Genomic DNA, 25,055 nt, shown 5'->3' with positions numbered 1-25,055 from the left:
GCATTCGCGAGCAAGCCCGCTCCCACAGTTGTTGACCTGGTTAGGTCGTTACTCCGCTTGTGCCGCCTGAAATGTGGCTTGAACCTGCGGCTCGTGGCGGATCATCCGCTTCATCTTCGCCTCAAACGCCCATGTCAGGCTCACCGCCGCGCACGCCAGCCCCAGCGCCAAACCCCACCACACGCCTGTCGGCCCCCAACCGAGGGTGAACGCCATCAGCCACGCCGACGGTGCACCGATCAGCCAATAGCAACCCAGGCCCACCAGGAAAGTGGTCTTGGCGTCCTTCAGCCCGCGAATGCAGCCCATGGCAATGGTCTGCACCCCGTCGAACAACTCGAACCACGCCGCCACGGCCAGCAAGCTGACGGCCAGGACGATCACGTCGTGGAATGCCGGGTCGTTATGGTCGAGGAACAGTCCTATCAATGGGTCGGAAAACAGCCACAGCACCGCCGCAAATCCCAACATCACCGCGGCGCCAAAGCCGATGCCGACCCGGCCGGCCAAACGTGCCTGCAGCAGTTGCCCGGCACCGTAATGCTGGCCGATACGCATGGTCACCGCGTAGGACATTCCCGCCGGCACCATGAAGGCCACCGAGACGATTTGCAGGGCGATCTGATGCGCCGCCAGCTGCGTGCTGCCCATGGTGCCCATGCACAGCGCGGCGAAGGCAAACAGTCCGACCTCGACCGCATAGGTGCCGCCAATCGGCAGGCCCAGGCGCCACAGTTCGCGCAGATAGTGCGTGTTCAGGCGTAGGAGGCCGGCGCCCAGCGGGTAGGCAGCATAGGCGCGGTTGCTGCGGATGTACCACATCAACGCCAATGCCATGCCGTTGGCCACAATCGCGGTCACCAGGCCGATGCCCATCAAACCCAGTTTCGGCAAGCCGAACATGCCTTCGATCAGGGCGTGGTTGAGCAGGTAGTTGAGCACCGTGCCACACAGGCTGATCACCATCACCGGGGTGGCCTTGCCGATGGCGCTGGTGAAACCGCGCAAGGCCATGAAGCTCAGGTAGCCGGGCAGGGCGAAGGGCAGGATCGTGAGGAATTGCCCGGCGGCGTGCACGTTGGTTTCGGTCTGGCCGAACATCAGCAGCACCGGCTTGAGGTTCCACAGCAGCAGGGCGGCGGCCAGCGCCATCAGCCAGGCCAGCCACAGCCCGGCCTGGGTCAGGCGTGTTGCACCGTCGATGTCGCCCGCGCCATGCCGGATCGCTACCAGGGTGCCCACCGCCGCAATCACGCCGATGCAGAAAATCGACACGAACGAATAGCTGGCCGCGCCCAGGCCACCACCGGCCAAGGCTTCGGGGCTCAGGCGGGCCATCATCAGCGTGTCGGTCAGCACCATCAACATGTGCGCCAACTGTGAGGCAATCAACGGCCCTGACAGCCGTAGAATGGCCCAGAGTTCGGTACGTGCCGGATGCTGCATGATCATCACGCTCAAAAAGTCATAGGGTTGTGGAAGGGTTGATTCTCGGCGCTCTGGGCCTATTGCACAAAGGGATAAAAGCGATCACTTGCATGATTAAAACTCATGCCTGAATGATTCTGGTAGGGTTTCGACATCCTGCTGTCGGAGCCTTCCCTATGTCTCGTCGTCTTCCTCCGCTTTACGCGTTGCGCGCATTTGAAGCCGCGTCCCGACACCACTCCTTCACCCGCGCGGCAGAGGAGTTGTCCATCACCCAAAGCGCGGTGAGCCGGCACATCCGCACCCTGGAGGAACATTTCGCCTGCCGCCTGTTCCAGCGCAGTGGCCGCACGTTGCAGCTCACCGAAGCGGCCCGCCTGCTGCTACCGGGCGTACGTGAAGGCTTCGCCGCCCTTGAGCGGGCCTGCCATACCTTGAACGCCGAAGATGACATCCTGCGCATGAAGGCGCCGTCCACCCTGACCATGCGCTGGCTGCTGGCGCGCCTCAGCCGGTTCCGCGCGTTGCAGCCGGGCAATGAGGTGCAATTGACCAGCGCGTGGATGAGCGTGGACGAGGTGGACTTCAACCAGGAGCCGTTCGACTGCGCGGTGCTGTTGAGCGACGGGCATTTTCCGGCGGACTGGGAAGCCTGCTACCTGTTCCCCGAGTTGTTGATCCCGGTGGGCGCGCCGAACCTGCTGGACGACGGCCCGTGGGACGCTACGCGCCTGGCCACTGCCGAGTTGCTGCATCCCACGCCCGACCGCCGTGACTGGCGCAACTGGCTGCAACGCATGGGCTTGTCGTCGCAGGTCTCGCTCAAGGGCGGGCAGGTGTTCGATACCCTTGAGCTGGGCATGATCGCCGCTGCGCGGGGTTACGGCGTGTCCATGGGGGACTTGCTGATGGTGGCCGAAGACGTCGCCCAGGGGCGATTGAGCCTGCCGTGGCCAACTGCCGTGGCCAGTGGGGAAAATTACTATCTGGTGTGGCCGAAAACCCGTCCCGGCGGTGAGCGCCTGCGCCGCTTGGCGGACTTTCTCCAGAGCGAGGTGCAGGCCATGGCACTGCCGGCGGTAGAGCGCCTCGATTGAAGGGGGATGGCTCGGTATAGCAATCGTTTGCGTGATACCCCTGTGTAGTACTCAAGTATTGCTCGGCGCCGCCGAAGTAGGTGTGTTGGAACCATCGTACTCCAACGCTACCCACCAGATAATTTGCCGAGCAGCGCTATGAGATCAGGATGATCCTGGCCTCGGCCAGGAGCTGTCATGTCTCAACCTCGTGCTCGGATTGCTTCCCAGCTAGGCCTCGCGCTCGCCGTGATTTTGGCTGTCGTCATCAGCGGCAGTACGGTGTTTGCCTTGCGTTCCCTCGACTCCGCCAACCTCGACACCCGCGAGGAACACCTGGCCAGCGAAGCGCGCCTGCTCGCCGATCAACTCAACACCTTCCACAGCACCTTGCGCGAAAGTACCCAGCGTTTGAGCGGGCTGTTCGAAAAGCGCTTCGGCGCCGGTTTGAGTGTGCGTGCCGACCAGCCGGTGAGCGTGGCCGGCGTGCAGACCCCGGGCCTGTACCTGGGCAACGCGGTGCTGAACAACGATTTCGCCGAAGTCGATGAGTTCAAGGACACCTCGGGCGGCGTGGCCACCGTGTTTGTGCGCACGGGCGAGGACTTTGTGCGCGTCAGCACGTCCCTGACCAAACAGGACGGCAGCCGTGCCATCGGCACCGCGCTGGATCATCAGCATCCGGCCTATCAACGCCTGCTGGCCGGGCAAAGCTACGTCGGCCGTGCAGTGTTGTTCGAACGTTCCTACATGACCCAGTACACGCCGGTGCGCGATAGCGCGGGCAAAGTCATCGCGGTGCTGTTTGTCGGTTTCGACTACACCGACGCGCAAAACGCCCAGTTCGATAACCTCAGGCGTTTCCGCATCGGCCAGACCGGCTCCCTGGCGCTGCTCGATGAGCAGAAACACTGGCTGGTGCCGCCCGCGGGCGTGCAGGCGCTGGACCAGGCGGCCCCAGTGATCGTCGACCTGGCGAAAAAGCCGGGTGAAGGGCGCTTCTGGAGCGACAAGAACGAAGACTTCTACAGCGTCGCGGTGCCGTTCGACGGCGGGCCGTGGTCGGTGGTGGCGAGCATGCCCAAGGCAGAGATTCGCTCCGTGACGTGGTCGGTCGGGATTCGCCTGATCATCGGCAGCGTACTGGCGATGTTGCTGGCGGTGGGCGCAACGGTGTGGTTGCTACGCAGCAAGCTGGCGCCGTTGAGCGACCTGGTACGCCAGGCCGAAGCCCTCGGCGCGGGCGATTTGAGTGCCCGTCTGAACGTCTCCAGCCATGACGAAATCGGCCAACTGGCACGCAGCTTCAACCAGATGGGTGAAGCGCTGTCGACCATGGTTTCGCATATCCGCAAGGCCGCCGAAGAGGTCAACAGCCGCGCCCAGGCGTTGTCCGGTTTGTCTGGCGGTGCCTATGAAGGCATGGAACAGCAATCCGGCGAGATCACCAGCATGGCCGGCGCGGTGGAAGAGTTCAGCGCCACCTCGTTGAACATTGCCGACAATATGGGCAGCACCGAACGCCTGGCCCAGGAAAACGCCCAGCAGACGCGCATCGGCCGCAATTCGATGCAAGAGGCGTCGTCGTCCCTGGAGCACATCGCCACCGCCTTGAACAGCACGGCCACGGTGATCAACACCCTCGGCCAGCGTTCCCAGGAAATCGGTGGGATCGTCGGCGTGATTACCTCCATCGCCGACCAGACCAACCTGCTCGCGCTCAACGCCGCCATCGAAGCCGCGCGCGCCGGTGAGCAGGGCCGTGGGTTTGCCGTGGTGGCCGATGAAGTGCGCAACCTGGCCTCGCGTACCCGCCAGGCCACCGACGAGATTTCCGGGATGATCCAGAGCATCCAGCAGGAGACCGGCAACGCCATCAGCACCATGGAGCATGGCAACGTATTGATGCAGGAAGGCCTGTCGCGCAACGCCGATGTCGCGTCGGCCCTGGCGCGCATCGATGAGCAAAGCCGTTCGGCGGGGCAGCAGTTTGCCGCGATCACCACCGCGACCCAGGAGCAGAGCAGCACCGCGACCTTGCTCAGCAGCAACCTGCAAAGCATTGCCCTGGCCAACAGCGAGCAGCGTGAAGTGGTGTCGAACCTGGCGATTACCGCCAAGGAGCTGGAGACATTGGCGGCGGGCCTGCGCCATGAGGTTGACCGCTTTCGTTGACCCAGACACGGCAACGCCGGTGTACGGGATAGCGATTCCCATACACCGGCGTTGCTCAAGCGCGTAAGCCGAGGGTTACACGGTCGCGCCCGCTGGCTGGGCGTCGATCACCTCGTTGTACGGCGCCTGGACCCGATCACGCAGGCCGTAGTCACGGATCACCGAGGTCACGCGCACGCGGTAGTCGTCGAAGATCTTGTCGCGGCCGGCTTTTTGCGCCGACAGGTGCGCGGTTACGTTGCGCCATTGGACCACGGCTTCTTCATCGCGCCAGGTGGTCACCGACATGACTTTCTTGGGGTTCAGGGTGCTTTGAAAGCACTCCACGGAGATGAAGCCTTCCATGGGCTCAAGCATCGGCGTCAGCTTGTTGACCAGATCGACATAGGTCTCGCCCTGGCCCGGCAGCGCTTGCAGCTCAAACAAAACTACGATCATGTTAATTCCTCATCCTTGTGTTTTTAGTGGGTGTCGCTCAGGCGGCTGTCACGGTCGACGGCCTGCTGTTCAGTGCTGTGCTGGCGTTTCCAGTGCGTCCAGCCAGTCGTTGATCACGGTGCGGGCGGCCACGGTCAGGCGGTCGCCCAGCTCGATGGCGGCGGCGCGCAAGGCGTGGGGGTTGATGCCGGTTTGCGACAGTTCGCAGGCATGGCCGACCAGCCAGTGTTCGAGCTTGTTTACATCGGCTTCGAGGTGAAATTGCAGGGCCAGCACGTTGCGACCCAGGGCGAATGCCTGGTGGGCACCGACCGCCGTGCTGGCCAGGTGCACGGCATCCTTGGGAATGTCGAATTGGTCGCCGTGCCAGTGCAGTACGGGGGTGCCTTGCAGTGCCGCGAGCACCGAATCCTGGCCGGCCGTGGTCAGGGTCAGGGCTGAAAAACCGATTTCCTTGACTCCCAGCGGGTACACCTTGGCGCCCAGGGCGCGGGCAATCAGTTGTGCCCCCAGGCAGATCCCCAGCATCGGTTTGCCCGACTGCAAACGCTGGTTGATCAGCGCCAGCTCGTCATGCAGGAACGGGTAAAGCTGCTCGTCGTAGGCCCCGATCGGGCCACCCAGCACGATCAGCAGGTCGGCCTTTTGCACGTGCGCGCTGTCGAGTGTGTCGAGCATGGGGTCAAGGTAGTGCAGTGCGTAACCCTGTGCGGCCAGGACGGCTTCCAGGGTGCCGGCGTCCTCGAAATGTATGTGGCGCAGCGCAATTGCAGTCTTCATGGAAAAAACTCGTGTGTGAAAGCGATTAAGTGCCGGTTCATGCCGGCGGGTTCAGGTCTACGTTGAGCGTCCCGGAACGCGGGAAGGTGCAGCAGGCTAGGGCATAGCCTTGCTGCTTGTCCTGATCGCTGAGGCAGAAGTCCGGTTGCAGGGTGTAGTCGCCGTCGGACACCTTGACCCGGCAGACACCACAGATCCCTGCCCGGCACAGACTGCGCACGGCAATATCACCGGCTTCGAGCATGGCCAGCAGGCTTTGGCCGGCGGGGCCTTCAACCACCTGGTCGGTGTCCTTGAGCTGCAAGCGCACGCTAGACGGCGATTCGGCCGCCGCTGCGGGGGCCGCTACCGGCGTGAACGATTCGATCAACAGCGTGCTGTCAGGAAACAGCGCCGTGGTGTGTTCGCGCATGCCTTGGGCAAATGCCTGGCTGCCGCAAATCACCACGGCCTCGGGTGCGCCCAGCAGGCTCAGGTCGGCGGCGCCGGGGCGCCCGGCCTTGAAGTGGCCGTTGCTCTTGACCGTCTCGCGGGTGACAAACACCTGCAAGGCGAACCACGCCGTGGTCAGTTCCAGCTCCAGCAGCTCCTGCAAGAACGGGATCTGGGCAATGCTCGGTACGCACAACACCAGCGCCACATCGGGCACCGCCAAGCCGCGCTGTGCACGTTCGCGCAGGCCGCGCAGCAAGGCGATCGGCAGCGTGATGCCAATGCCGCCGGCGAGCATGCCGACCTGCTGGCAATCCACAATCGAGGCCAGGCAAATGTCGCCGGCGACAAAGTGCATCGGTGCCGTTTCGCCTGCGCACAAGGTCGCGTGCAATTGGTCGGAGACGCCGCCGTGGCCTTCGCGTTTGACCGCAATTTCAAACAGGTCCGCCGCCGGTGTGCGGGTGATCGAATACAGGCGCTGCTGGGGCGTGCCGGTGGTGTCCGGGTAACTCACCGCCACGTGCCGGCCAGGGCGCAGGCCGTCGAGGAACTCGGCGCTGGCGCCGTGGGCGCGCAGGGCGAAGACCTTGATGTCGGCGGTTTCATGGGTAACGCTTTCGCAGCGCGCCTGAAGTGTCATGCCGTTCATGCGCGGGCCTTTTCGCGAAGGGCGTCCATTGCGCTGTCGACGTTGCCCAGGCCGTTGCCGGTCAGGCCGATGCGGTCGATCAGGGCTTCGACCGAGTCGGTGTAGACGCTGATCTCATTGTTGTCGCCGACGTCATGCAGGATGTCCTGGGCATGGGGGAAGTCGAGCATCGCGAACACGGTCGACCAGGCGCCCATTTCGTTGTTGGCGAACATCTGCACGGTCTTGAGAATCACCGCGCGCAGGTACTCGCGCTCCTTGCGGCTCAGGCCGTGCACGATGTCGGACGCGACGAAACTGAACACGCTGGAATGGCTCCATTCGTCCATGGCGTGGGTGCGGGTGACCTCATGACAGATCGCCTGGATGCTGGTGTCTTCCGCCATGGTCTTGAGGTAGTCGGTGATCAGCGTCTCACTGGCGCACGCGACCCCAAAGCGGGTCAGGCGCCGTTCCCATTCGGCGGTGCAGTTGGCCAACAGCCCTTCGCGCCAGGTCACCAGGTTGAACGCGCTGAAGTCCAGCGGCTTGAGTTTGCGCATGTCGTAGATGTAGTTGCAGGCCATGATCGACATGCGCGTATGCAGCGCCTCGTCCAGCAGCGCCTGGGACATCACGTCTTGCAGCAAGGCGCGGTTCTGGCTGGGCGGTGGGGTCTTGATGATGTCTTCGCAGGCAGGCACCACCACATCGCATTCGATGTAGATGGTCTTGAGGTTGTAGATCCCCCAGGCGTAGGACAGGCACTGCGATTGCAGGGCCTGCGGGGCTTCGCGCCACGCCTGGTGATCGCGGAACGGCAGCAGGCAAGCACTGAAATCCTGCTTGGCCGGGTTGAAGGCCAGGTTCCAGTAGTCGGGTTGTGGGTTGTTGACGGCGGCGCGGGTTTTCCACAGGCCGGATAATTTCGTCAGCATGTTCTGAACCACGTCATCGGTTCCACAGTTCAAACGGTCCATGTTTTCTTTCCCATTGGTCAGGCTGTTTTTTTGTCTGTGTCTGGTTTGCGCATGTGGTTTTTTTCTACAGGCATGCGCTTTTCAAGTCTGCGGCAATTCGGTTGGCACGGTGTTGTCCTGGGTCATTTAAGGGCCACAAGCGGTGCGGTTGATGGGTTTGATCGCTCCAGGTACCAGGACTGCATCAAGGTCAACGCCACGGTCAATCCCATGAAAGCGGCGCTGGCCCAGAAGATGGCGTCGGGGTGGCCCCTGTCGAGCAGCCAGCCGAAACCGACCGGCCCCAGCGTGCCGCCGATGTTGAAGCCGGTGCTGACGATGCCAAAGGTTTTGCCCTCGGCGCCCTTGGGTGAGGCGGCGCGGACGAGCATGTCGCGGGACGGGGCGATCAGGCCGGTCAAGAAGCCGGCGCTGCCCAGGGTGATCAGCAAGGCCATGTCGCCCAATTCGGCGTTGGCCACAATCAGGATAAGTACGCCGGCCAGTGCAAAGGCGAGGGCGGCGACGAGGCCGTGGCGTCGGGTCCGATCCGCCAGCGCACCGCCGGCCAGCACGCCAAAGGCGCTGGCGAACAGGAATGCGGTGAGTGCCGCATTGGCCCAGGTCAGTGCCACGCCCTGGCCTTGCATCAGTGCCGCGAGAGAGAATTTTTCAATCGCGCTGGTGCTCAGGTTCAACACCACAAACAGCAAGGTCAGGCTCAGGATCATCGGCGAGAGCAGCACGGCCCGTTGGCCCCCGTTGCTGTCGGACGGCGTGGCGACGCGGCGTACATGGCTCACTTCTGCCAGCCCCGAGCCGGGCAGCAGCAACACCCCCAGCGCCACCACGCCCACCAGTGCGGCCGCCACGAAGGCCAGGCCCGGATGACTGGCGGTGGCAATCGTGAGCAGCAATACCGGGGCCACCGCTGCGCCGAGAAAACCGGCAAAGGTGTGCACCGAAAACGCCTTGCCGATATGGGCGGGGTTGATCGCCTGGGAGAGCAGTGCGTAGTCCGCCGGGTGATAGACCGCATTCGCCAGCCCCGCCAGGACCATGGCGATCAGCAGGCAGGTGTAGTTGGGGAACAGCGCAATCAGCAGGAAGCTCAGGCTGCCCAAGGCCACGGCGGCGATGAGCAGGCGTCGGGCGCCATAGTGGTCGACGGCGTAACCCATGGGGGCCTGCACCAGCGCCGTGACGATATTGAACAGGCTCAGCGCCACGCCCAGTTCCACATAACTGACGCCCAGAAACGCCGGCAACACCGGAAACAATGCCGCCAGCACCATGATGTGCAAATGGCTGACAAAGTGCGCCGTGGCGACCTGTGAGAGCAGTCCGATACGAACGATCGACATGGCTGAACCTGTTCAATGAGCGAAGAGTCGTTTGTTGAGCCGGGGCATTGGAAAAGCCATTGCGGCTCGAATCGGCGCAGATATTAAGCAGGCTATGGTCTTGCGCAGTAGTCCATTGCGGGCGGAGTAACCAGACCACTTGTAGGGTTATGACAGCCGCTTGCGATGTGCCCAGGGATACAAGGTGCGTGCTTGCGAAGTGGTCTGTAGAACCGGCACGCAATGGTCTATCTGGCGCGTCGGGAGGCCGTTAGGGTAGTCGGCCATGGATAAGCCCGCTGGCGGGTGTGGCTTGCTATTCGATGTGCGCCGACAGGAGTCAATATGCCGAATTTCGCTCGAAGGGACGGATGTGCGCTGCCATTCGTCAGTGCCGATCACTTGTCCCAGGTGGACCGCGAAGTCTGGGGCGCGATCGAAGCCGAGCGTCTGCGCCAGATCCATTCCATTGAACTGACGGCCACGGAAAACGTGGTCAGCCGGGCCGTGCTCGAAGCCCAGGGATCGATCCTCACCAACAAGCACGCCGAGGGTTACCCCGGGCGGCGTTATTACGCCGGTTGCCACAACGTCGACGTGGTGGAAAACCTCGGCATCGAACGCGCCAAGCGGCTGTTTAATTGCGCCTACGCCAACCTGCAACCCTATTCGGGCAGCCAGGCGAACCAGGCGGTGTTGCTGGCATTGCTGGTGCCGGGGGACAAGATCCTCGGGCTGGACCTCAAGGCTGGCGGGCACCTGTCCCATGGCGCGCGGTTCAACCTGTCAGGCCGGTGGTTCCAGGCCTTGAGCTATGGCGTGCACCCCGAGACGCATCGCGTAGACATGGAGGACGTCGAGCGCATCGCCCGGCAAGAGCGTCCGCAACTGCTGATCGCCGGCGCTTCGGCGTACTCGCGCACGCTGGACTACGCGCGGTTTCGCGCAATTGCCGACGAGGTGGGCGCTTACCTGATGGTCGACATCGCCGAGGTGGCCGGGCTGGTCGCGGGCGGCGCGTTTCCGTCGCCGATCGAGTTTGCCCATGTCACCACGGCGACCACGCACACCACCCTGCGCGGGCCACGTGGGGGAATCATCCTGTGCAATGACCCGGTGATTGCGCAAAAAATCAACGCGGCGGTGTTCCCAGGCCTGCAATGCGCGCCGCTGATGCACATCATCGCGGCCAAGGCGGTGGCCTTGGGCGAGGCCCTGCAACCGGGCTTCAGCACCTATGCCCATGCCGTCATCGCCAACGCCCGGGCCTTGTGCGGACGGCTGGCGGAGGGCGGGTTGTCGGTGGTGTCCCAGGGCACCGACTCGCACCTGGCGGTGATTGACCTGCGGCCCTGGGGCCTGGCGGGCAATGTCGCCGAACACGCCCTGGAACAGATCGGCATCACCTTGAATCGCAATGCGGTACTGGGCGACCAGGCCAAGCCCAACGTCACCTCCGGTATCCGCCTGGGCAGCGCGGCGTGCACCTCGCGGGGGATGGGCATCGAAGAGTTCCAGGAAATCGGCGACATGATCCTGGCCTTGCTCGGCGGGGTCCGCAGCGGCACCTTCGACCGCCGCACCGCGACGTCCATCCGCGAAGGCGTCGCCAGCCTGACCAAGCGCTTCAGGCTGCCCTACTGAAGCCTCCCGCCATTTGCCAGAAGAAGGACCTGCCATGCCGGACATCGCTCATCGCTACCGTCACAAAACCCTGCGCACGCCAGCGCAGACCGCCGCGACAGCGTGCGCCAACAAGCTGCGGCGCGCGCGGATGTATGCCCAGGCGCAGCGCCTGTTGATGAACTACGCCCTGGGTCACTAGCGGGTTTTCAGCGCATTCGCCAGGCGCAGCATGGCGGCTTCGATCTCGTAGGCGGTCAGGGACGAATAGCCGAGCAGCCAGCCCTGCTTCTTTTCCTCGCCCGCATACAGTCGGCTGAGGCCGGACAACTGCACACCGGCACTGGCGGCCTGGCGGATGGTTTTTTCTTCCGACCAGCCTTCATGCAGCAGACACGGGATCTGCAAGCCACCCTGCGGGCGCCAGGCTGTTACCACCCCGGCCAAGTGCTTGCCGATCGCGTCCAGCATGATCGACTGGCGCCCGGCGTAGAGCTTGCGCATGGCGCGCACGTGGGCGTTGTAGTGACCGTCTTCCATAAAGCGCGCCAGGGTCAGTTGCAGGATCTGCGGCGTGTGGCCGTCCATCATGCTGCGGGCGTAGGTGAAGGCCTTGACCAGCTCGCGCGGCAGCACCATGTAGCCCATGCGCAGGCCGGGGTAGAGGGTCTTGCTGAAGGTGCCGATGTAAAGCGTGCGCTGGTACTTGTCCAGGCCCTGCACGCAGGCGGTGGGTTTGCCGTCGTAGTGAAACTCGCTGTCGTAGTCATCTTCGATCAGCCATTTGCCTTTTTCCGCGGCCCAGTTGATCAGTTCGAGGCGGCGTTCCAGGGTCAGCGTGGCGCCGGTCGGGTATTGGTGCGAAGGCGTGACGTACACGCAGTGGGCGCCGCTGCGGTCGGCGTACAGCAGGTCGGTGCGAATGCCGTGCTCGTCGACATCGATGGGCAGCACCTTGGTCTCGGCGGTTTCAAAGGCCTTCTTGGCGCCGTAGTAGCCCGGATTTTCCAGCAGGATCGGTTTGCCCACGTCTGCCAGCAACTGGGCGCACAGGAACAGCGCCTGGCGGGTACTGCTCAGCACCAGCACCTGGTCCGGCGAGCATTTGGCGCCACGTTCGAGGTTCAGGTAGGTGGCGATGGCCTTGCGCAGCGGCTCGGCGCCTTGGGGGTCGCCGTGCAACAGCACATGGCTGCGATAGTCCTTCATCACCTGGCGTTGCAGGCGCTCCCACACGTCGGTGGGGAAGGTGCGGGTTTCCGGCAGGCCGGTGGCGAACGCCTTGATCACCTGTTGATCGGTGACGCCGCCGCTGTCGAGGATCATCCGCCCGCGCTGGCTCAAGCCGGCGCCGGGTGTGGCCTGGTTGCTTTTGACTTCCTGGGCCTTGATGCGTCGGCGCGAGGCGCCGCGCAAGTCGGTGCCGATGGCGTCGCACACATAGCTGCCGGAACCTTCGCGGCGCACGATGAAACCGTCGCGGTGCAACTGCACGTAGGCGTTTTCCACGGTGTCGCGGGCGATCCCCAATGACTTGGCCAACACCCGCGTCGCCGGCAGCTTGAGGCCGGGGGCGAGTGCGCCTTCCAGGATCAGGGCGCGCAAGGCGCGTTGAATGCGCTGGTGCAGGTCCAGCAGTTGGAATTCAGCATCCTTGAGCCGCATCTGCAGCGTCTCCAACTCGAACGTTTTTGCCATGTGGTCTGCCTAACTTCCGTGAATTGGCCTGTAGCGGCAGGCCAGTCTATCCGTAGACTTCAAACCCTGCCACCGCCTTCATCGGCGGCCAATCCAGATGCTGCGTGCATGCTTCGACAGGGAGTCGTCAATTATGGCCAGGTCACACAATTTCAGCGCGGGCCCTGCGGCATTGCCCATGGAAGTGCTGCGCCAAGCCCATGAGGAATTTTTCGACTTTGCGGGCACGGGCATGTCGGTGATGGAAATCAGCCACCGCAGCGGGATCTTCATGGAAGTCGCCCACCAGGCCGAACAGAACCTGCGGGAGCTGTTGCAGGTGCCCGCCGCGTACAAGGTGCTGTTCCTGCAAGGCGGTGCTTCGCTGCAATTTGCCCAGGTGCCGATGAACCTGTTGGGCGACAAACGCAGCGCGGACTACCTGCATACCGGTCTCTGGTCGGGCAAGGCCATCGAGGCTGCCCAGCGTTACTGCGACGTGCGTATCGCCGCCAGCGCCAAGGCCGACGGGTTTGATCGCGTCCCCGCCGTGGCGGCCTGGAACCTCAACCCGGACGCCGCCTACCTGCACTACACCGAGAACGAAACCGTGCACGGCGTGCAATTTGCCGATGTGCCCGACAGCACTGTGCCGCTGGTATGCGACGCCTGCTCAAGCCTGCTTTCCAAGCCGATCGACGTGGCCCGGCACGGCTTGATCTATGCCGCCGCGCAAAAAAACATGGGCATTGCCGGGCTGACGGTGGTGATTGTCGACCCGGCGCTGCTGGATGCCGCCCAGGCATTCACCCCCGACATTCTCAGCTATGCGCGCATCGCCGACGCGCAGTCGATGCTCAACACGCCGGCGACCTTCCCCTGGTATCTCACCCACCTGACGCTCCAATGGATCAAGCGCAGCGGCGGCGTCGAGGCCCTGCACCGGCTCAACCAGGCCAAGGCCGAGCTGCTCTATGGCGTGCTCGATAACAGCGACGGGTTCTATCGCAACAGCGTGCAAGTGCCGTTTCGTTCGATCAACAACGTGCCGTTCCGGCTGGCCGATACCGCGCTGGAAAAGACCTTTGTGCAGCGCGCCGAACAGGCCGGCCTCTACGGGCTCAAGGGGCACGCCTCGGTCGGCGGATTGCGCGCCAGCCTCTACAACGCGGTCACGCTCGATTCCGTCGCGGCGCTGGGCGACTTCATGCAGGGTTTTGCCCGCGTGCACGGCTGAACCCGGGCGGTCTGCCAAGTGGTCTGGTCAACCTGGCGCAAGTGTCGGGGCAAAACCAGCCATTTCAGGGTTAAAAATTATCCACCTCGCGGGGCCTGAAACCTCGTTCTGTCAGGAGCAAATCCGTCATGTCTTCTCTGAGATCACCGTCGTCGCTGCGCTTGCGCGACCTGTTTCATCCCGTGATCGCCGGCCTCATCTCGGTGATCGTCAACTATGGCGGGACCTTTATCCTGGTGTTCCAGGCGGCCAGGGTCGCCGGGCTCAGTCCGGAGCTGACGGCATCGTGGGTGTGGTCGGTGTCGATTGGCGTCGGCGTGACCGGGCTGTTTCTCAGTTGGGTCAGCCGCGAGCCAATCATCACCGCCTGGTCGACGCCCGCCGCGGCGTTCCTGGTGGTGGCGTTGTCCACCACGCCCTACGCGGAGGCGGTCGGCGCATACATTATTTCCGCGGTCGCCTTCGTATTGCTGGGGTTGTCGGGCTGCTTTGAAAAAGTCATCCGGCTGATTCCGCCAGGCGTTGCCGCGGCGTTGCTCGCCGGGATCCTGCTGCAATTCGGTATCGGTGCGTTTGGTGGCATGAGCCTGGACCCGGTGCTGGTGGGGTTGCTGATCGTCGCCTACATCGTGCTCAAACGCTTTACCGCCCGTTACGCCGTAGTCGGCATCCTGGTGCTGGGGTTGGTGTTTCTGTTGACGCAGAACCGCGTGGACCTGTCCGGGTTGTCGCTGCAATTGGCCGCGCCGGTGTTCACCGCGCCTGAGTTTTCGCTGAATGCGCTGCTCAGCGTGGCGCTGCCGCTGTTTCTGATCACGCTGACGGGCCAGTACATGCCGGGCATGCTGGTGCTGCGCAACGATGGCTTCAAGACCAGCGCCAACCCGATCCTGACCGTGACCGGGCTGGGCTCGCTGCTCATGGCTCCGTTTGGCTCCCATGCGTTCAACGTGGCGGCGATCACTGCAGCGATCTGCACCGGCAAGGAAGCGTCGGAAGACCCGTCCAAGCGTTGGGTCGCCGGGGTAGCGGCGGGCGTGTTCTACATCCTCATCGGTGTGTTCGGGGTGACGCTGGCCGCTGTGTTCATGGCGTTCCCGGCCACCTTCATCACGACGCTGGCCGGCTTGGCGCTGCTCGGCACCATCGGCGGGAGCCTGGCCAGCGCCATGGCGGACGTCAAATCCCGCGAGGCCTCGTTGATTACCTTCCTGGCGTGCGCCGCCAACATCACCCTGCTGGGCATCGGTGGCGCGTTCTGGGGGCTATTGATCGGGCTGACCGCGTACGCCGTGCTCAACGGCCGCCTGCCACGGCGCAAGGCACAAGTGGCCGAGACCGACGTGACCGTCAAGGAGGCGACCCAGTGACCATCGCCCAACCGCAAGACCTCGGCACCCTGCACTCAGGTCACGGCCGCTATCCGCAGGCCACCAGCGTGGAGGATTTCCGCCGCAACCTGGCGGCGGTGCAGCAACGGATCAACGACGCCTGTGCACGGGTCGGGCGCGATCCGGCGAGCGTGCGCCTGCTGCCGGTGAGCAAGACCTTTGATGAAGCGCATCTGCGCCTGGCCTACGCCGCCGGTTGCCGGTTGCTGGGGGAAAACAAGGTGCAGGAAGCGCAGCGCAAATGGGAGGCAATGGCCGACCTGACCGACCTGCAATGGTCGGTGATCGGCCATCTGCAAACCAACAAGGCCAAGCAGGTCGCGCGCTTTGCCAGTGAGTTCCAGGCGCTGGATAGCCTGCGGGTAGCCGAGGCGCTGGACCGTCGCTTGCAGATCGAGGGGCGCCAGCTGGATGTGTTTGTCCAGGTCAACACCTCCGGCGAGGCCAGCAAGTACGGGCTGGCGCCGGATGCCGTGGCGGATTTTCTACAGGCCCTGCCGGCGTTTTCCGCGCTGCGGGTTCGCGGCTTGATGACCCTGGCGCTGTTTTCCGCCGATGTGGTCCGCGTGCGCCCGTGCTTTGTACGTCTGCGTGAACTGCGCGAACGCCTGCGTGACAGCGCCCCGGCGGGTGTCGGCCTGGGCGAGTTGTCGATGGGCATGTCCGGCGACTTTGAAATTGCGATTGAAGAAGGCGCCACCGTCGTGCGCGTCGGCCAGGCCATTTTCGGCGCCCGCGCCATGCCGGACGCCTACTACTGGCCGACAGCGGACGCCTGATCGACCGGCCTTGAACAACCTACGTATCGAGTGACTTGCAAGGAAACCCTGTGATGTCTTCTGCACCCGCGTACCTCATGCACACCTATGCCCGCCAACCGGTCGCGTTTACCCGGGGCGAGGGACCCTATCTTTGGGATACCCAGGGCGTCCAATACCTGGACGCCATTGCGGGCGTCGCGGTGACCAGCCTGGGTCACGCCAACCCGGAGATCGCCGCGGCCATTGCCGAGCAGGCCGGCCAGTTGCTGCATACCACCAACATGTTCCAGATCGAGTGGCAGGCGCGGTTGGGCGAACGTTTGTGCGGTTTGTCCGGCATGCAGCGCGCCTTTTTCTGCAACTCCGGTGCCGAAGCCAACGAAGCCGCGCTGAAGCTGGCGCGCTTGCACGGCAACGCCCGGCAGGTCGCGCAGCCACAGATCGTGGTGATGGAAAACAGCTTTCACGGGCGCACCCTCGCCACGTTGGCCGCGACCGGCAACCCTGCGGTGCAGCGCGGCTTCGAACCGTTGATGCCAGGTTTTATCCGCGTGCCCTACAACGACATCGACGCCATTCGCGCAGTGGCCGAGCAGTATCCCGACATCGTCGCGGTGCTGGTCGAGCCGGTGCAGGGCGAGGGGGGTGTACACCCGGCGTCCCGCGAGTACCTGCATGCCCTGCGAGAACTATGCGATGCCCATGACTGGCTGATGATGGTCGATGAAGTGCAGACCGGCATGGGCCGCACAGGTGCCTGGTTCGGCTTCCAGCACGCGCAGGTCGTACCGGATGTGATCACCCTGGCCAAGGCGCTGGGCAATGGCTTTCCCATTGGCGCCTGCCTGGCGCGGGGCAAGGCCGCCGAGTTGTTTTCGCCCGGCCACCATGCCTCCACGTTTGGCGGCAACCCGCTGGCCTGCCGGGTCGGGTGCACGGTGGTCGACATCATGGCGCGGGACCAGATCCCGCTGCGTGCGGCCGTCTCGGGGCGGCGCCTGTTGGCCACGTTGCAGGAGGCGTTGGGCAATCACCCGGAAGTGGTGTCGATTCGCGGCCTGGGCTTGATGGTCGGCATCGAACTAAATCGCCCGTGCGCCGAACTGGTGGGACGCGCGCGTGACGAACAACACCTGCTGATCACCGTGACGCGGGGCACCACTATCCGCCTGCTGCCGCCGCTGATCTGCGACGACGCGCAGATCGACGACATCGCCGAGCGTGTCACTCGACTCCTGACCCACAGCGCCTGACTTTTCACTCAAGGACCTCTTCACCATGTACGACTCAACGTTGACCCTTAAAGCTTTCGACCCTCAGCTGTGCGAGGCGATTCATAACGAAGAACATCGCCAGGAAGACCATGTCGAGCTGATCGCTTCCGAAAACTATGCAAGCCCCCTGGTGATGCAAATCCAGAGCACGGTGCTGACCAACAAGTACGCCGAGGGGTACCCGGGCAAGCGTTATTACAGCGGCTGTGAATACGTCGACGTGGCCGAGCGGCTGGCCATCGAGCGGGTCAAGACGCTGTTCGATTGCGATTACGCCAACGTGCAGCCCCATGCCGGTGCCCAGGCGAACGCCGCCGTATTCTTGGCGCTGATCAACCCCGGCGACACGGTGATGGGCATGAACCTGGCCCAGGGGGGTCACCTGACCCACGGTAACCCGTCGAACTTTTCTGGCCGTCATTACAAGATCGTGCCGTATGGCCTCGATCCAAAGACAGGCCTGCTCGACTATGACGAGATGGAGCGCATTGCCTTGGAAACACGGCCGAAGATGTTGATCGGTGGTTTCTCGGCCTACTCGCGATACAAGGACTGGGCGCGCATGCGCGAAATTGCCGACAAGGTCGGGGCGATTTTCTGGGTCGACATGGCGCACGTCGCCGGGCTGGTCGCCGCCGGTGAATACCCGGACCCACTGCCCCATGCCCATGTGGTCACCAGCACCACGCACAAGACGCTGCGCGGTCCTCGGGGCGGCCTGATCCTGTCCAAGGGGCAAGACGAAGCGTTTTACAAGAAGCTCGACTCGGCGGTGTTCCCGGGGGTTCAGGGGGGGCCGTTGATGCACCAGATCGCGGCCAAGGCGGTCGCGTTCAAGGAAGCGCTGACGCCTGAGTTCAAGACCTACCAGGCCCAGGTGGTGACCAATGCCCGGGCCATGGCTGCGGTGTTGCAGCAGCGCGGGTACAAGATCGTCTCGGGCGGCACCGATAACCACATGATGCTGATCGACTTGTCCGACCGGCCTTACACCGGCAAGGAAGCCGACGCGGCCTTGAGCAACGCCTACATCACCGCCAACAAGAACTCGGTGCCCAACGATCCACGTTCGCCGTTTGTGACCTCGGGCCTGCGCATTGGCACGCCGGCCGTCACCACCCGTGGTTTCGGCGTATTCGAATGCGAGCAGTTGGCCGGCTGGCTGTGCGACGTACTTGACGCAATGGAGCGCGATGACAGCGATAAAGTCGCCCATCATGTGCGCGAACAGGTGATTGCGCTGTGCCGGCGTCACCCGGTCTACCGTTGATCGGCCTGGCCGCAGGCGACTGGCCGGTATTGCAGCGCTTCGGCCAGGTGCGGGCGGGTGATGGTGTCCACACACTCCAGGTCCGCCAGGGTGCGGGCGACTTTCAACAGCCGATGGGCGGCCCTGAGGGATAGGGTCAAACGCTCGCACGCGCTTTCCAGCCACGCTTCATCCGGCCTGGACAGCGCGCAGTGCCGGCGCAGCCCGGGCAAATCCAGGAAGGCGTTGGCGCAGCGCTGGCGGTTGTGTTGGCGCTCCCGCGCCTGGGCAACCTGCGCCGAGGCGGTGGCCGTGTTGTCGCCGCTTTGCGGCGTGGGGTTCAATGCGGTGGCTTCCCGGGCAACGGTCAGGTGCAGGTCGATGCGGTCCAGCAGCGGGCCGGAGAGTTTGTTGCGATAGCGCTGGATCTGTTCCGGCGTGCAGCGACAGCGTCCGCTGGCATCGCCCAGGTAGCCGCAGGGGCAGGGGTTCATCGCGGCCACCAGTTGAAAGCGCGCCGGGAAACTCACCCGGTCGCGGGCGCGGGAGATGACGATATGCCCTGACTCCAGGGGCTCGCGCAGTACCTCCAGGACCTTGCGGTCGAACTCCGGCAATTCATCCAGGAACAACACGCCGTGGTGCGCCAGGGTGATTTCCCCTGGCTGCGGTTTCGACCCGCCGCCGACCAACGCCGGCCCCGATGCCGAATGGTGCGGCTGGCGGAACGGTCGGTGGGGCCAATGGCTCAACGGCTCCAGGCTGACCACCGATTGAATCGCGGCGACCTCCAGGGCTTCCTGCTCACTCAGCGGCGGCAACAGGCCCGGCAAACGGCTGGCAAGCAGGGTCTTGCCGGTGCCCGGCGGGCCGCTGAACAACAGGTTGTGCGCGCCGGCGGCGGCGATCAGCAAGGCGCGCTTGGCGGCGAGTTGGCCCTGTACCTCGCTCAGGTCCGGGTAAGGTCGGTTCAGGTACAACAAACCATCGGACTTGTAGGGCTCAATGGGCTGGTGCCCGTTCAGATGGGCCACCACTTGCAGCAAATGATCCACTGCAATCACCTTCAGCCCCGACGCCAGGCAGGCTTCCTCGGCATTGGCCCGCGGCACTATCACGGTGCGTCCAGCCTTGCGCGCGGCCAATGCCGCCGGCAACACGCCCTTGACCGCCCGCACGGCGCCCGACAAGGCCAGTTCACCCAGGCATTCGACCTCATCGAGCATCAACGCCGGCACCTGCACGCTGGCCGCGAGGATTCCCAGGGCAATCGCCAGGTCAAACCGCCCGCCGTCCTTGGGCAGGTCGGCGGGCGCGAGGTTGAGGGTGATGCGCCGGGCCGGGTATTGCAGCGCGCTGTTGAGGATGGCACTGCGTACGCGGTCCTTGCTTTCCTTGACCGCGGTTTCGGGCAAGCCCACCAGGGTGAGGGACGGCAGACCATTGGCCATGTGCACTTCAACGGTGACGGAAGGGGCTTCGACGCCGACCTGGGCGCGACTGTGGACGATGGCGAGGGACATGCTCGTTCCTTGAAATGGGGGCCGCATCCTGCGGGTTTTTCAAGGGTAGACGAGGTGGGGAGGGGCGAGGCAGGGAGGTTTTACAGAACGTATCCAGGAGGCAGTACAGGACAAAGGTGGGAGCAGGCAAGCCAGCTCCCACATGGATCGCGTTTATTCAGCCGATGGGGGTGCCAATCGTGCTTCCAGTTCGGCGACCTTCGCTTCCAGGCTCTCCAGCCGCGCACGTGTGCGGGCCAGCACGACCATCTGGCTGTCAAACTCTTCCCGGCTCACCAGGTCGAGCTTGCTGAAGCCGCTTTGCAGCAGCGCCTTGAACTGGCTTTCGATTTCGTTGCGGGGCAGCGGGGTGTCGCCGCTGAACAGGCGAGAGGCATGGCCGCTCAGGGCGTCGAGGAGATCTTTGGGCGCGAGCATGGGAAATATTCCGGAATAACTGTTGGCCGGCAGTGTATCACGCAGCGTCTATAGTCTTTTTCACCGCGTGGGGCGCACGCTTTTCGCGCAACGTGCCGTCCGGCGGCGCACTGTTTTTGTGCGCAATACGGCCGCCAAAAAGCCCCGAAGGTGGGCAGAAGTGGGCAAAGGACTGATTTCAGTGATTTTTACGGAGCTGGCAAGGTTTCTGCTTAGACGATCATGACCCATGCACTGATGCAGTCGCTGTGACGAATGCAGTGCGCCGACGGATCAGGGGTACAGGTTTCGTCACCAGTGGTTCGCTGGTGTCGCAATGGCAACTGCCGTTGAGACGATGCGTTACAAAGCCAGGCACTGCGCTTAGACTTGAGACGGGTTTGTTTTCCTGGGGCAAGTCCACCAATTCGGGAGAGAGTTTTCATGAAGCTAGTCACTGCCATCATCAAGCCGTTCAAGTTGGACGATGTACGCGAGTCGTTGTCCGAGATCGGCGTGCAGGGCATTACCGTTACTGAGGTCAAAGGCTTCGGTCGGCAGAAGGGTCACACCGAGCTGTATCGCGGCGCGGAATACGTAGTCGATTTCCTGCCGAAGGTGAAGATTGATGTCGCCATTGACGACAAGGATCTTGACCGGGTTATCGAGGCGATAACCAAGGCGGCCAACACCGGCAAGATCGGTGACGGCAAGATCTTCGTGGTCAATCTGGAACAGGCTATTCGCATCCGTACCGGCGAAACCGATACCGACGCAATCTAAGCCGCCAAACCCCAACGCCCCAGGAGAAAACAATATGACTCTGCGTAAATTCGCAGGGCTAGGAGCCCTGTTGTCCATCGTAATGCCAAGCCTGGCCATGGCGGCAGACGAAGTGGCTGCTCCAGTCCTCAATTCCGGCGACACGGCGTGGATGCTCACATCCACCGCGCTGGTGCTGTTCATGACCATTCCAGGCCTGGCGCTGTTCTACGGCGGCATGGTGCGCTCCAAAAACATTCTTTCCGTGATGATGCAGTGCTTCGCCATCACCGGCCTGATCAGCATCCTGTGGGTCGTCTACGGCTACAGCATCGCCTTTGATACGACCGGGATGGAGCAGGGCGTCGTCAACTTCAACTCCTTCTTCGGCGGCATGGGCAAGGCGTTCCTGGCGGGCGTGACCCCGGCCAGCATCACCGGGCCTGCGGCACTGTTCCCCGAGGCGGTGTTCATCACCTTCCAGATGACCTTCGCGATCATCACTCCGGCGCTGATCGTCGGTGCCTTCGCCGAGCGCATGAAGTTCTCCGCGATGCTGATCTTCATGGCGATCTGGTTCACCCTGGTCTATGCGCCGATCGCGCACATGGTCTGGAGCGGTAACGGTGGCCTGCTGTGGGACTGGGGCGTGCTGGACTTCGCCGGCGGCACCGTGGTGCACATCAATGCCGGTGTGGCTGGCCTGGTGGCGTGCATCGTGCTCGGCAAGCGTAAAGGCTACCCGACCACCCCGATGGCCCCGCACAACCTGGGTTACACCCTGATCGGCGCGGCCATGCTGTGGGTGGGCTGGTTCGGCTTCAACGCCGGTTCCGCCGCTGCGGCCAACGGCACCGCCGGTATGGCGATGCTGGTCACCCAGATCGCGACCGCTGCTGCGGCGCTGGGCTGGATGTTCGCCGAGTGGATCACCCATGGTAAGCCAAGCGCACTGGGCATTGCCTCGGGTGTCGTGGCCGGCCTGGTTGCTGTAACGCCAGCCGCAGGCACCGTGGGCCCGATGGGCGCCCTGGTGATCGGCCTGGTGGCCGGTGTGGTCTGCTTCTTCTGCGCTACCAGCCTCAAGCGCAAGCTGGGCTACGACGACTCCCTGGACGCCTTCGGCGTGCACGGTATCGGCGGTATCGTCGGTGCAATCCTGACCGGTGTGTTCGCAGCGCCAGCCCTGGGCGGCTTCGGCACCGTGACTGACGTTGCTGCGCAGGTCTGGATCCAGTGCAAAGGTGTCGGCTTCACCGTGATCTACACGGCGATCGTGACCTACATCATCCTCAAGGTGCTGGACATGGTCATGGGCCTGCGGGTTACCGAGGAGGAAGAGGCTGTCGGCCTCGACCTGGCACAACACAACGAACGCGGCTACAACTTGTAAGTACGCGGAAAAAAGATGCCCGGCTTGCCGGGCATTTTTTTGCCTGGCGTTTGTCAGTGTCTCAAAGCTGTAACGGTTTTTGCGTTGTGTTTGTGATGGGGCACACAAGCCACTTTCAAGCATGCGAATGTCTTACAGGCATGTAGGCGTATTCGGCACTTTGTTTTTTTCCTGAGCGCGCTAGAATGCGCGCCGATGGGCGCAGAACTGTATTTATCCGGCGAGCAGCGTGAACACGGCGGTGCTCGTAAAGTCCTCGCCATCTTGCACGGTGATGGGGCATAAGCCACTGGTTATCCGGTGGATGTTGATTTTTTTCCAGCGGCCTCGACAGGGGATGAAGCTGGGCTATAACTAATCTGCTTTTCGCAAGTCATGAGGTAGAACATGAGCGACGATGATCTGGAAAACGACGACCTCGAAGTAGGTGATGACGACGAGACCGATGAAGGTCTTGAAGTTGCAGCGGATGATGGCAGTGCCGACGAGGTCGATGACAGTGGCGACGACGCTGCTCCCAAGGCCAAAGGCAAAGCCAAGGCCGCCGTTTCGGTAGATGAACTGCCGAGCGTTGAAGCCAAGAACAAAGAGCGCGATGCGCTGGCCCGCGCGATGGAAGAATTCCTCGCCAAAGGCGGCAAAGTGCAGGAAGTCGAGGCCAACGTGGTGGCAGATCCACCGAAGAAGCCGGATAACAAGTACGGCAGCCGACCTATCTGAGGTCAGCCACCTGCTTGTAAGAAAAGCCCGCCGTCGCTGCGGGCTTTTTCATGTCTGGAATAATTTCCTAAGGCCCGCCGCATACCCAATGTGGGAGCGGGCTTGCTCGCGAATGCAGTCTGTCAGTGACTGATGTGCTGACTGACACACCGCATTCGCGAGCAAGCCCGCTCCCACAGGTTTGATCTGCGTTTTTACTGCCAGCCGCGAAGCAACTCTGGCAATTGCGCCAGGTTACGAATCTCGGCATCCGGGCGCTTATCTGCATCCCACACCTTGCCCGTCGGGTTGAACCACACCGCCCGCAACCCCGCCTGCTGCGCCCCGGCAATGTCATCCCCTGGATGATCGCCGATATGCACCGCCGCACTGGCCTCCACGCCGCCGCGCTTCATAGCCTCCTGAAACAATCGCGCATCTGGTTTGGCAATCCCGATGTCTTCGGCGCGCAGGGCAAAGTGGAAGTAGTCGGCCAGGCCAACGCGCTGCACATCGGCATTGCCGTTGGTGATTACCCCTAGCAGGAAGTGCTGACGCAGCGCTTGCAGCATCGGTTCGGTTTCAGGGAACGGGGTGAGCTGATGACGCGCATGAATGAACGCCTCAAAACACACATCGGCCATTTGTGTGGCCTCGGGCTGTGGATAACCGGCTTCTTCAAAGGCATGCATCAACACCCGGTGGCGCAGCACGCTGATGCGGTGCTTCAACTCCGGATGGCGCTCCAGCACCTGCTGGCGCAGGCTGGCGAAATGCTCCAGGGGCAAGTCGCCGACCTTCGACGCGTGGGTCGCCAGCCATTCACGCATCGACGCTTCGGCGCTGATGATGACGGGTACGTTGTCCCAGAGCGTGTCGTCCAGGTCGAAGGTGATCAGCTTGATACTCATGAGTCGCCGCCCTTGATGCGTTTGGCCCGTGGATGGGCGCTGTCGTACACCGTTGCCAGGTGTTGGAAATCCAGGTGGGTGTAGATCTGCGTGGTCTTGATGTCGGCGTGGCCGAGCAGTTCCTGCACCGCGCGCAGGTCCTGGGATGATTCGAGCAAATGGCTGGCGAAGGAGTGGCGCAGCATGTGCGGGTGCAGGTTCTGGCCCAATTCACGCTCGCCCGCCGCCTTGACGCGCAATTGGATGGCACGTGGCCCCAGGCGTCGGCCTTGTTGGCTGACAAACACCGCGTCGTCCGCCGGGTTGGTCAACAACCGCAGCGGCAGCCACAGTTGCAGGGCTTCGCGGGCTTTGCGGCCCACCGGCAGCACTCGGGTCTTGCTGCCTTTGCCCAGCACTTGCACCAGGCCGTCCGCCAGGTCCAGTTGATCCAGGTTCAGGCCGGTCAGTTCCGACAGGCGCAGACCTGAGGAATAGAACAGTTCGAGGATCGCCTGGTCGCGATGGGCCAGGAAGTCGTCCTCGACCGCACCGTCGAGCAATTGCAGGGCGCGGTCGGTGTCGAGGGTCTTGGGCAGGCGTCGCTCGCCTTTGGGCGGTGACAGGCCATTGGCCGGGTCGTGCTCGCACAGGCCTTCGCGATTGAGATAGTGATACAGGCCGCGCACCGCCGACAGCAGGCGCGACAGGCTGCGCGAGGATTGGCCGGCCTGGTGCAGGCGAGCAATCAGGCTGCGCAGGCTTTGGATGTCCAGGGCCTTCCAGCTGGCGATCTGCTGTTTTTCGCAGTACGCCAGGACCTTGTTCAAGTCGCGCCGATAGGCTTCCAGGGTGTGGGGCGACACCTGGCGCTCGCTGCGCAGGTGAGCGCAGTAAGCGTCCAGTTGCCGTTCCATG

General features: G+C 63.3%; 23 protein-coding genes. 12 read left to right on the top strand and 11 right to left on the bottom strand.

Features of this window, described 5'->3' with window-relative positions; genetic code table 11:
- Positions 1-48: 48 nt before the first annotated feature.
- The gene (locus LIY36_RS02090; RefSeq protein WP_226454828.1) at positions 49-1,452 is read right to left on the bottom strand and encodes a NorM family multidrug efflux MATE transporter; all 1,404 of its coding nucleotides are present in this window, start codon (positions 1,450-1,452) and stop codon (positions 49-51) included.
- A gap of 152 nt (positions 1,453-1,604) precedes the next feature.
- Between LIY36_RS02090 and LIY36_RS02085 the strand changes: the two genes are divergently transcribed.
- Positions 1,605-2,525: a LysR substrate-binding domain-containing protein gene (locus tag LIY36_RS02085; protein ID WP_226454669.1), complete on the top strand. Its 921-nt coding sequence runs from the start codon at positions 1,605-1,607 to the stop codon at positions 2,523-2,525.
- Positions 2,526-2,702: 177 nt separating this feature from the next.
- Entirely contained in the window at positions 2,703-4,679 is a 1,977-nt protein-coding gene (locus LIY36_RS02080; protein ID WP_226454668.1) for a methyl-accepting chemotaxis protein, read from the top strand.
- Between the two features lie 75 nt (positions 4,680-4,754).
- Here the strand turns inward: LIY36_RS02080 and LIY36_RS02075 are convergent, their stop codons facing one another.
- The 5 genes from LIY36_RS02075 to LIY36_RS02055 form a co-directional block, all read right to left on the bottom strand.
- Positions 4,755-5,117, bottom strand: a complete 363-nt coding sequence (locus LIY36_RS02075) for an antibiotic biosynthesis monooxygenase family protein (RefSeq protein ID WP_192297991.1) — start codon at positions 5,115-5,117, stop codon at positions 4,755-4,757.
- A 69-nt stretch (positions 5,118-5,186) separates the two neighbouring features.
- Positions 5,187-5,897, bottom strand: coding sequence for a glutamine amidotransferase (locus tag LIY36_RS02070; protein WP_226454667.1), 711 nt, complete (start codon positions 5,895-5,897; stop codon positions 5,187-5,189).
- A 37-nt stretch (positions 5,898-5,934) separates the two neighbouring features.
- On the bottom strand, positions 5,935-6,981 hold the full coding sequence (locus tag LIY36_RS02065) for a 2Fe-2S iron-sulfur cluster-binding protein (RefSeq protein ID WP_226454666.1): 1,047 nt from the start codon (positions 6,979-6,981) through the stop codon (positions 5,935-5,937).
- Positions 6,978-7,940: an AurF N-oxygenase family protein gene (locus LIY36_RS02060; RefSeq protein ID WP_226454665.1), complete on the bottom strand. Its 963-nt coding sequence runs from the start codon at positions 7,938-7,940 to the stop codon at positions 6,978-6,980. Before LIY36_RS02060 ends, LIY36_RS02065 begins: the two co-directional genes overlap by 4 nt.
- Before the next feature lie 122 nt (positions 7,941-8,062).
- Entirely contained in the window at positions 8,063-9,283 is a 1,221-nt protein-coding gene (locus LIY36_RS02055; protein ID WP_226454664.1) for an MFS transporter, read from the bottom strand.
- A 324-nt stretch (positions 9,284-9,607) separates the two neighbouring features.
- Here LIY36_RS02055 and LIY36_RS02050 point away from each other — a divergent pair, with 324 nt between their 5' ends.
- Positions 9,608-10,906 (top strand): serine hydroxymethyltransferase, encoded by a 1,299-nt coding sequence (locus LIY36_RS02050; protein WP_226454663.1) that lies wholly within the window; start codon positions 9,608-9,610, stop codon positions 10,904-10,906.
- Between the two features lie 34 nt (positions 10,907-10,940).
- Complete coding sequence (locus LIY36_RS02045) at positions 10,941-11,087, top strand: hypothetical protein (RefSeq protein WP_226454662.1); 147 nt, start codon at positions 10,941-10,943, stop codon at positions 11,085-11,087.
- On the opposite strand, the gene pdxR is transcribed toward LIY36_RS02045, so the two are convergent.
- Positions 11,084-12,583 (bottom strand): MocR-like pyridoxine biosynthesis transcription factor PdxR, encoded by a 1,500-nt coding sequence (gene pdxR / locus LIY36_RS02040; protein WP_226454661.1) that lies wholly within the window; start codon positions 12,581-12,583, stop codon positions 11,084-11,086. The genes LIY36_RS02045 and pdxR overlap by 4 nt on opposite strands.
- Before the next feature lie 133 nt (positions 12,584-12,716).
- Here pdxR and serC point away from each other — a divergent pair, with 133 nt between their 5' ends.
- The 5 genes from serC to glyA all read left to right on the top strand — a co-directional run bounded on the left by serC (position 12,717) and on the right by glyA (position 18,495).
- The gene (serC, locus tag LIY36_RS02035; protein ID WP_226454660.1) at positions 12,717-13,799 is read left to right on the top strand and encodes a 3-phosphoserine/phosphohydroxythreonine transaminase; all 1,083 of its coding nucleotides are present in this window, start codon (positions 12,717-12,719) and stop codon (positions 13,797-13,799) included.
- A gap of 128 nt (positions 13,800-13,927) precedes the next feature.
- Positions 13,928-15,169 carry a benzoate/H(+) symporter BenE family transporter gene (locus tag LIY36_RS02030; RefSeq protein ID WP_226454659.1) on the top strand — a complete coding sequence of 414 codons (1,242 nt, stop codon included), beginning with the start codon at positions 13,928-13,930 and terminating at the stop codon, positions 15,167-15,169.
- The gene (locus tag LIY36_RS02025; RefSeq protein WP_442962203.1) at positions 15,166-15,969 is read left to right on the top strand and encodes a YggS family pyridoxal phosphate-dependent enzyme; all 804 of its coding nucleotides are present in this window, start codon (positions 15,166-15,168) and stop codon (positions 15,967-15,969) included. Before LIY36_RS02030 ends, LIY36_RS02025 begins: the two co-directional genes overlap by 4 nt.
- Positions 15,970-16,022: 53 nt before the next feature.
- Positions 16,023-17,204 carry an aspartate aminotransferase family protein gene (locus LIY36_RS02020; RefSeq protein ID WP_226454658.1) on the top strand — a complete coding sequence of 394 codons (1,182 nt, stop codon included), beginning with the start codon at positions 16,023-16,025 and terminating at the stop codon, positions 17,202-17,204.
- A gap of 25 nt (positions 17,205-17,229) precedes the next feature.
- Positions 17,230-18,495, top strand: coding sequence for a serine hydroxymethyltransferase (gene glyA, locus LIY36_RS02015; protein ID WP_226454657.1), 1,266 nt, complete (start codon positions 17,230-17,232; stop codon positions 18,493-18,495).
- On the opposite strand, the gene LIY36_RS02010 is transcribed toward glyA, so the two are convergent.
- Complete coding sequence (locus LIY36_RS02010) at positions 18,486-19,997, bottom strand: YifB family Mg chelatase-like AAA ATPase (protein WP_192297979.1); 1,512 nt, start codon at positions 19,995-19,997, stop codon at positions 18,486-18,488. The two genes, glyA and LIY36_RS02010, sit on opposite strands and share 10 nt — an antisense overlap.
- A 153-nt stretch (positions 19,998-20,150) precedes the next feature.
- The gene (locus tag LIY36_RS02005) at positions 20,151-20,414 is read right to left on the bottom strand and encodes an accessory factor UbiK family protein (RefSeq protein WP_226454656.1); all 264 of its coding nucleotides are present in this window, start codon (positions 20,412-20,414) and stop codon (positions 20,151-20,153) included.
- A 423-nt stretch (positions 20,415-20,837) separates the two neighbouring features.
- Here LIY36_RS02005 and glnK point away from each other — a divergent pair, with 423 nt between their 5' ends.
- The 3 genes from glnK to sutA all read left to right on the top strand — a co-directional run bounded on the left by glnK (position 20,838) and on the right by sutA (position 23,268).
- Positions 20,838-21,176 (top strand): P-II family nitrogen regulator, encoded by a 339-nt coding sequence (gene glnK, locus LIY36_RS02000; RefSeq protein ID WP_002555808.1) that lies wholly within the window; start codon positions 20,838-20,840, stop codon positions 21,174-21,176.
- A 34-nt stretch (positions 21,177-21,210) separates the two neighbouring features.
- Positions 21,211-22,548, top strand: coding sequence for an ammonium transporter (locus LIY36_RS01995; protein WP_192297978.1), 1,338 nt, complete (start codon positions 21,211-21,213; stop codon positions 22,546-22,548).
- Between the two features lie 387 nt (positions 22,549-22,935).
- Positions 22,936-23,268: a transcriptional regulator SutA gene (gene sutA / locus LIY36_RS01990; protein ID WP_226454655.1), complete on the top strand. Its 333-nt coding sequence runs from the start codon at positions 22,936-22,938 to the stop codon at positions 23,266-23,268.
- A gap of 194 nt (positions 23,269-23,462) precedes the next feature.
- On the opposite strand, the gene LIY36_RS01985 is transcribed toward sutA, so the two are convergent.
- Both LIY36_RS01985 and xerC read right to left on the bottom strand, forming a co-directional pair.
- On the bottom strand, positions 23,463-24,158 hold the full coding sequence (locus LIY36_RS01985; RefSeq protein ID WP_226454654.1) for an HAD family hydrolase: 696 nt from the start codon (positions 24,156-24,158) through the stop codon (positions 23,463-23,465).
- Positions 24,155-25,054, bottom strand: a complete 900-nt coding sequence (gene xerC / locus LIY36_RS01980; protein ID WP_192297975.1) for a tyrosine recombinase XerC — start codon at positions 25,052-25,054, stop codon at positions 24,155-24,157. Before xerC ends, LIY36_RS01985 begins: the two co-directional genes overlap by 4 nt.
- Position 25,055 lies beyond the last annotated feature (1 nt).

The sequence above is a fragment of the Pseudomonas sp. AF03-9 genome, assembly GCF_020515815.1.
Taxonomy (GTDB): Bacteria; Pseudomonadota; Gammaproteobacteria; order Pseudomonadales; family Pseudomonadaceae; genus Aquipseudomonas.
The sequence above is the reverse complement of the archived record's forward strand: the minus strand, read 5'-3'. Positions and strand labels throughout refer to the sequence as shown.

What these genes read in the sequence shown, in the direction of transcription:
- LIY36_RS02090 (WP_226454828.1), bottom strand. Translation starts at nt 1,452, where the DNA reads ATGATCATGCAGCATCCGGCACGTACCGAACTCTGGGCCATTCTACGG.
- LIY36_RS02085 (WP_226454669.1), top strand. Translation starts at nt 1,605, where the DNA reads ATGTCTCGTCGTCTTCCTCCGCTTTACGCGTTGCGCGCATTTGAAGCC.
- LIY36_RS02080 (WP_226454668.1), top strand. Translation starts at nt 2,703, where the DNA reads ATGTCTCAACCTCGTGCTCGGATTGCTTCCCAGCTAGGCCTCGCGCTC.
- LIY36_RS02075 (WP_192297991.1), bottom strand. Translation starts at nt 5,117, where the DNA reads ATGATCGTAGTTTTGTTTGAGCTGCAAGCGCTGCCGGGCCAGGGCGAG.
- LIY36_RS02070 (WP_226454667.1), bottom strand. Translation starts at nt 5,897, where the DNA reads ATGAAGACTGCAATTGCGCTGCGCCACATACATTTCGAGGACGCCGGC.
- LIY36_RS02065 (WP_226454666.1), bottom strand. Translation starts at nt 6,981, where the DNA reads ATGAACGGCATGACACTTCAGGCGCGCTGCGAAAGCGTTACCCATGAA.
- LIY36_RS02060 (WP_226454665.1), bottom strand. Translation starts at nt 7,940, where the DNA reads ATGGACCGTTTGAACTGTGGAACCGATGACGTGGTTCAGAACATGCTG.
- LIY36_RS02055 (WP_226454664.1), bottom strand. Translation starts at nt 9,283, where the DNA reads ATGTCGATCGTTCGTATCGGACTGCTCTCACAGGTCGCCACGGCGCAC.
- LIY36_RS02050 (WP_226454663.1), top strand. Translation starts at nt 9,608, where the DNA reads ATGCCGAATTTCGCTCGAAGGGACGGATGTGCGCTGCCATTCGTCAGT.
- LIY36_RS02045 (WP_226454662.1), top strand. Translation starts at nt 10,941, where the DNA reads ATGCCGGACATCGCTCATCGCTACCGTCACAAAACCCTGCGCACGCCA.
- pdxR (WP_226454661.1), bottom strand. Translation starts at nt 12,583, where the DNA reads ATGGCAAAAACGTTCGAGTTGGAGACGCTGCAGATGCGGCTCAAGGAT.
- serC (WP_226454660.1), top strand. Translation starts at nt 12,717, where the DNA reads ATGGCCAGGTCACACAATTTCAGCGCGGGCCCTGCGGCATTGCCCATG.
- LIY36_RS02030 (WP_226454659.1), top strand. Translation starts at nt 13,928, where the DNA reads ATGTCTTCTCTGAGATCACCGTCGTCGCTGCGCTTGCGCGACCTGTTT.
- LIY36_RS02020 (WP_226454658.1), top strand. Translation starts at nt 16,023, where the DNA reads ATGTCTTCTGCACCCGCGTACCTCATGCACACCTATGCCCGCCAACCG.
- glyA (WP_226454657.1), top strand. Translation starts at nt 17,230, where the DNA reads ATGTACGACTCAACGTTGACCCTTAAAGCTTTCGACCCTCAGCTGTGC.
- LIY36_RS02010 (WP_192297979.1), bottom strand. Translation starts at nt 19,997, where the DNA reads ATGTCCCTCGCCATCGTCCACAGTCGCGCCCAGGTCGGCGTCGAAGCC.
- LIY36_RS02005 (WP_226454656.1), bottom strand. Translation starts at nt 20,414, where the DNA reads ATGCTCGCGCCCAAAGATCTCCTCGACGCCCTGAGCGGCCATGCCTCT.
- glnK (WP_002555808.1), top strand. Translation starts at nt 20,838, where the DNA reads ATGAAGCTAGTCACTGCCATCATCAAGCCGTTCAAGTTGGACGATGTA.
- LIY36_RS01995 (WP_192297978.1), top strand. Translation starts at nt 21,211, where the DNA reads ATGACTCTGCGTAAATTCGCAGGGCTAGGAGCCCTGTTGTCCATCGTA.
- sutA (WP_226454655.1), top strand. Translation starts at nt 22,936, where the DNA reads ATGAGCGACGATGATCTGGAAAACGACGACCTCGAAGTAGGTGATGAC.
- LIY36_RS01985 (WP_226454654.1), bottom strand. Translation starts at nt 24,158, where the DNA reads ATGAGTATCAAGCTGATCACCTTCGACCTGGACGACACGCTCTGGGAC.
- xerC (WP_192297975.1), bottom strand. Translation starts at nt 25,054, where the DNA reads ATGGAACGGCAACTGGACGCTTACTGCGCTCACCTGCGCAGCGAGCGC.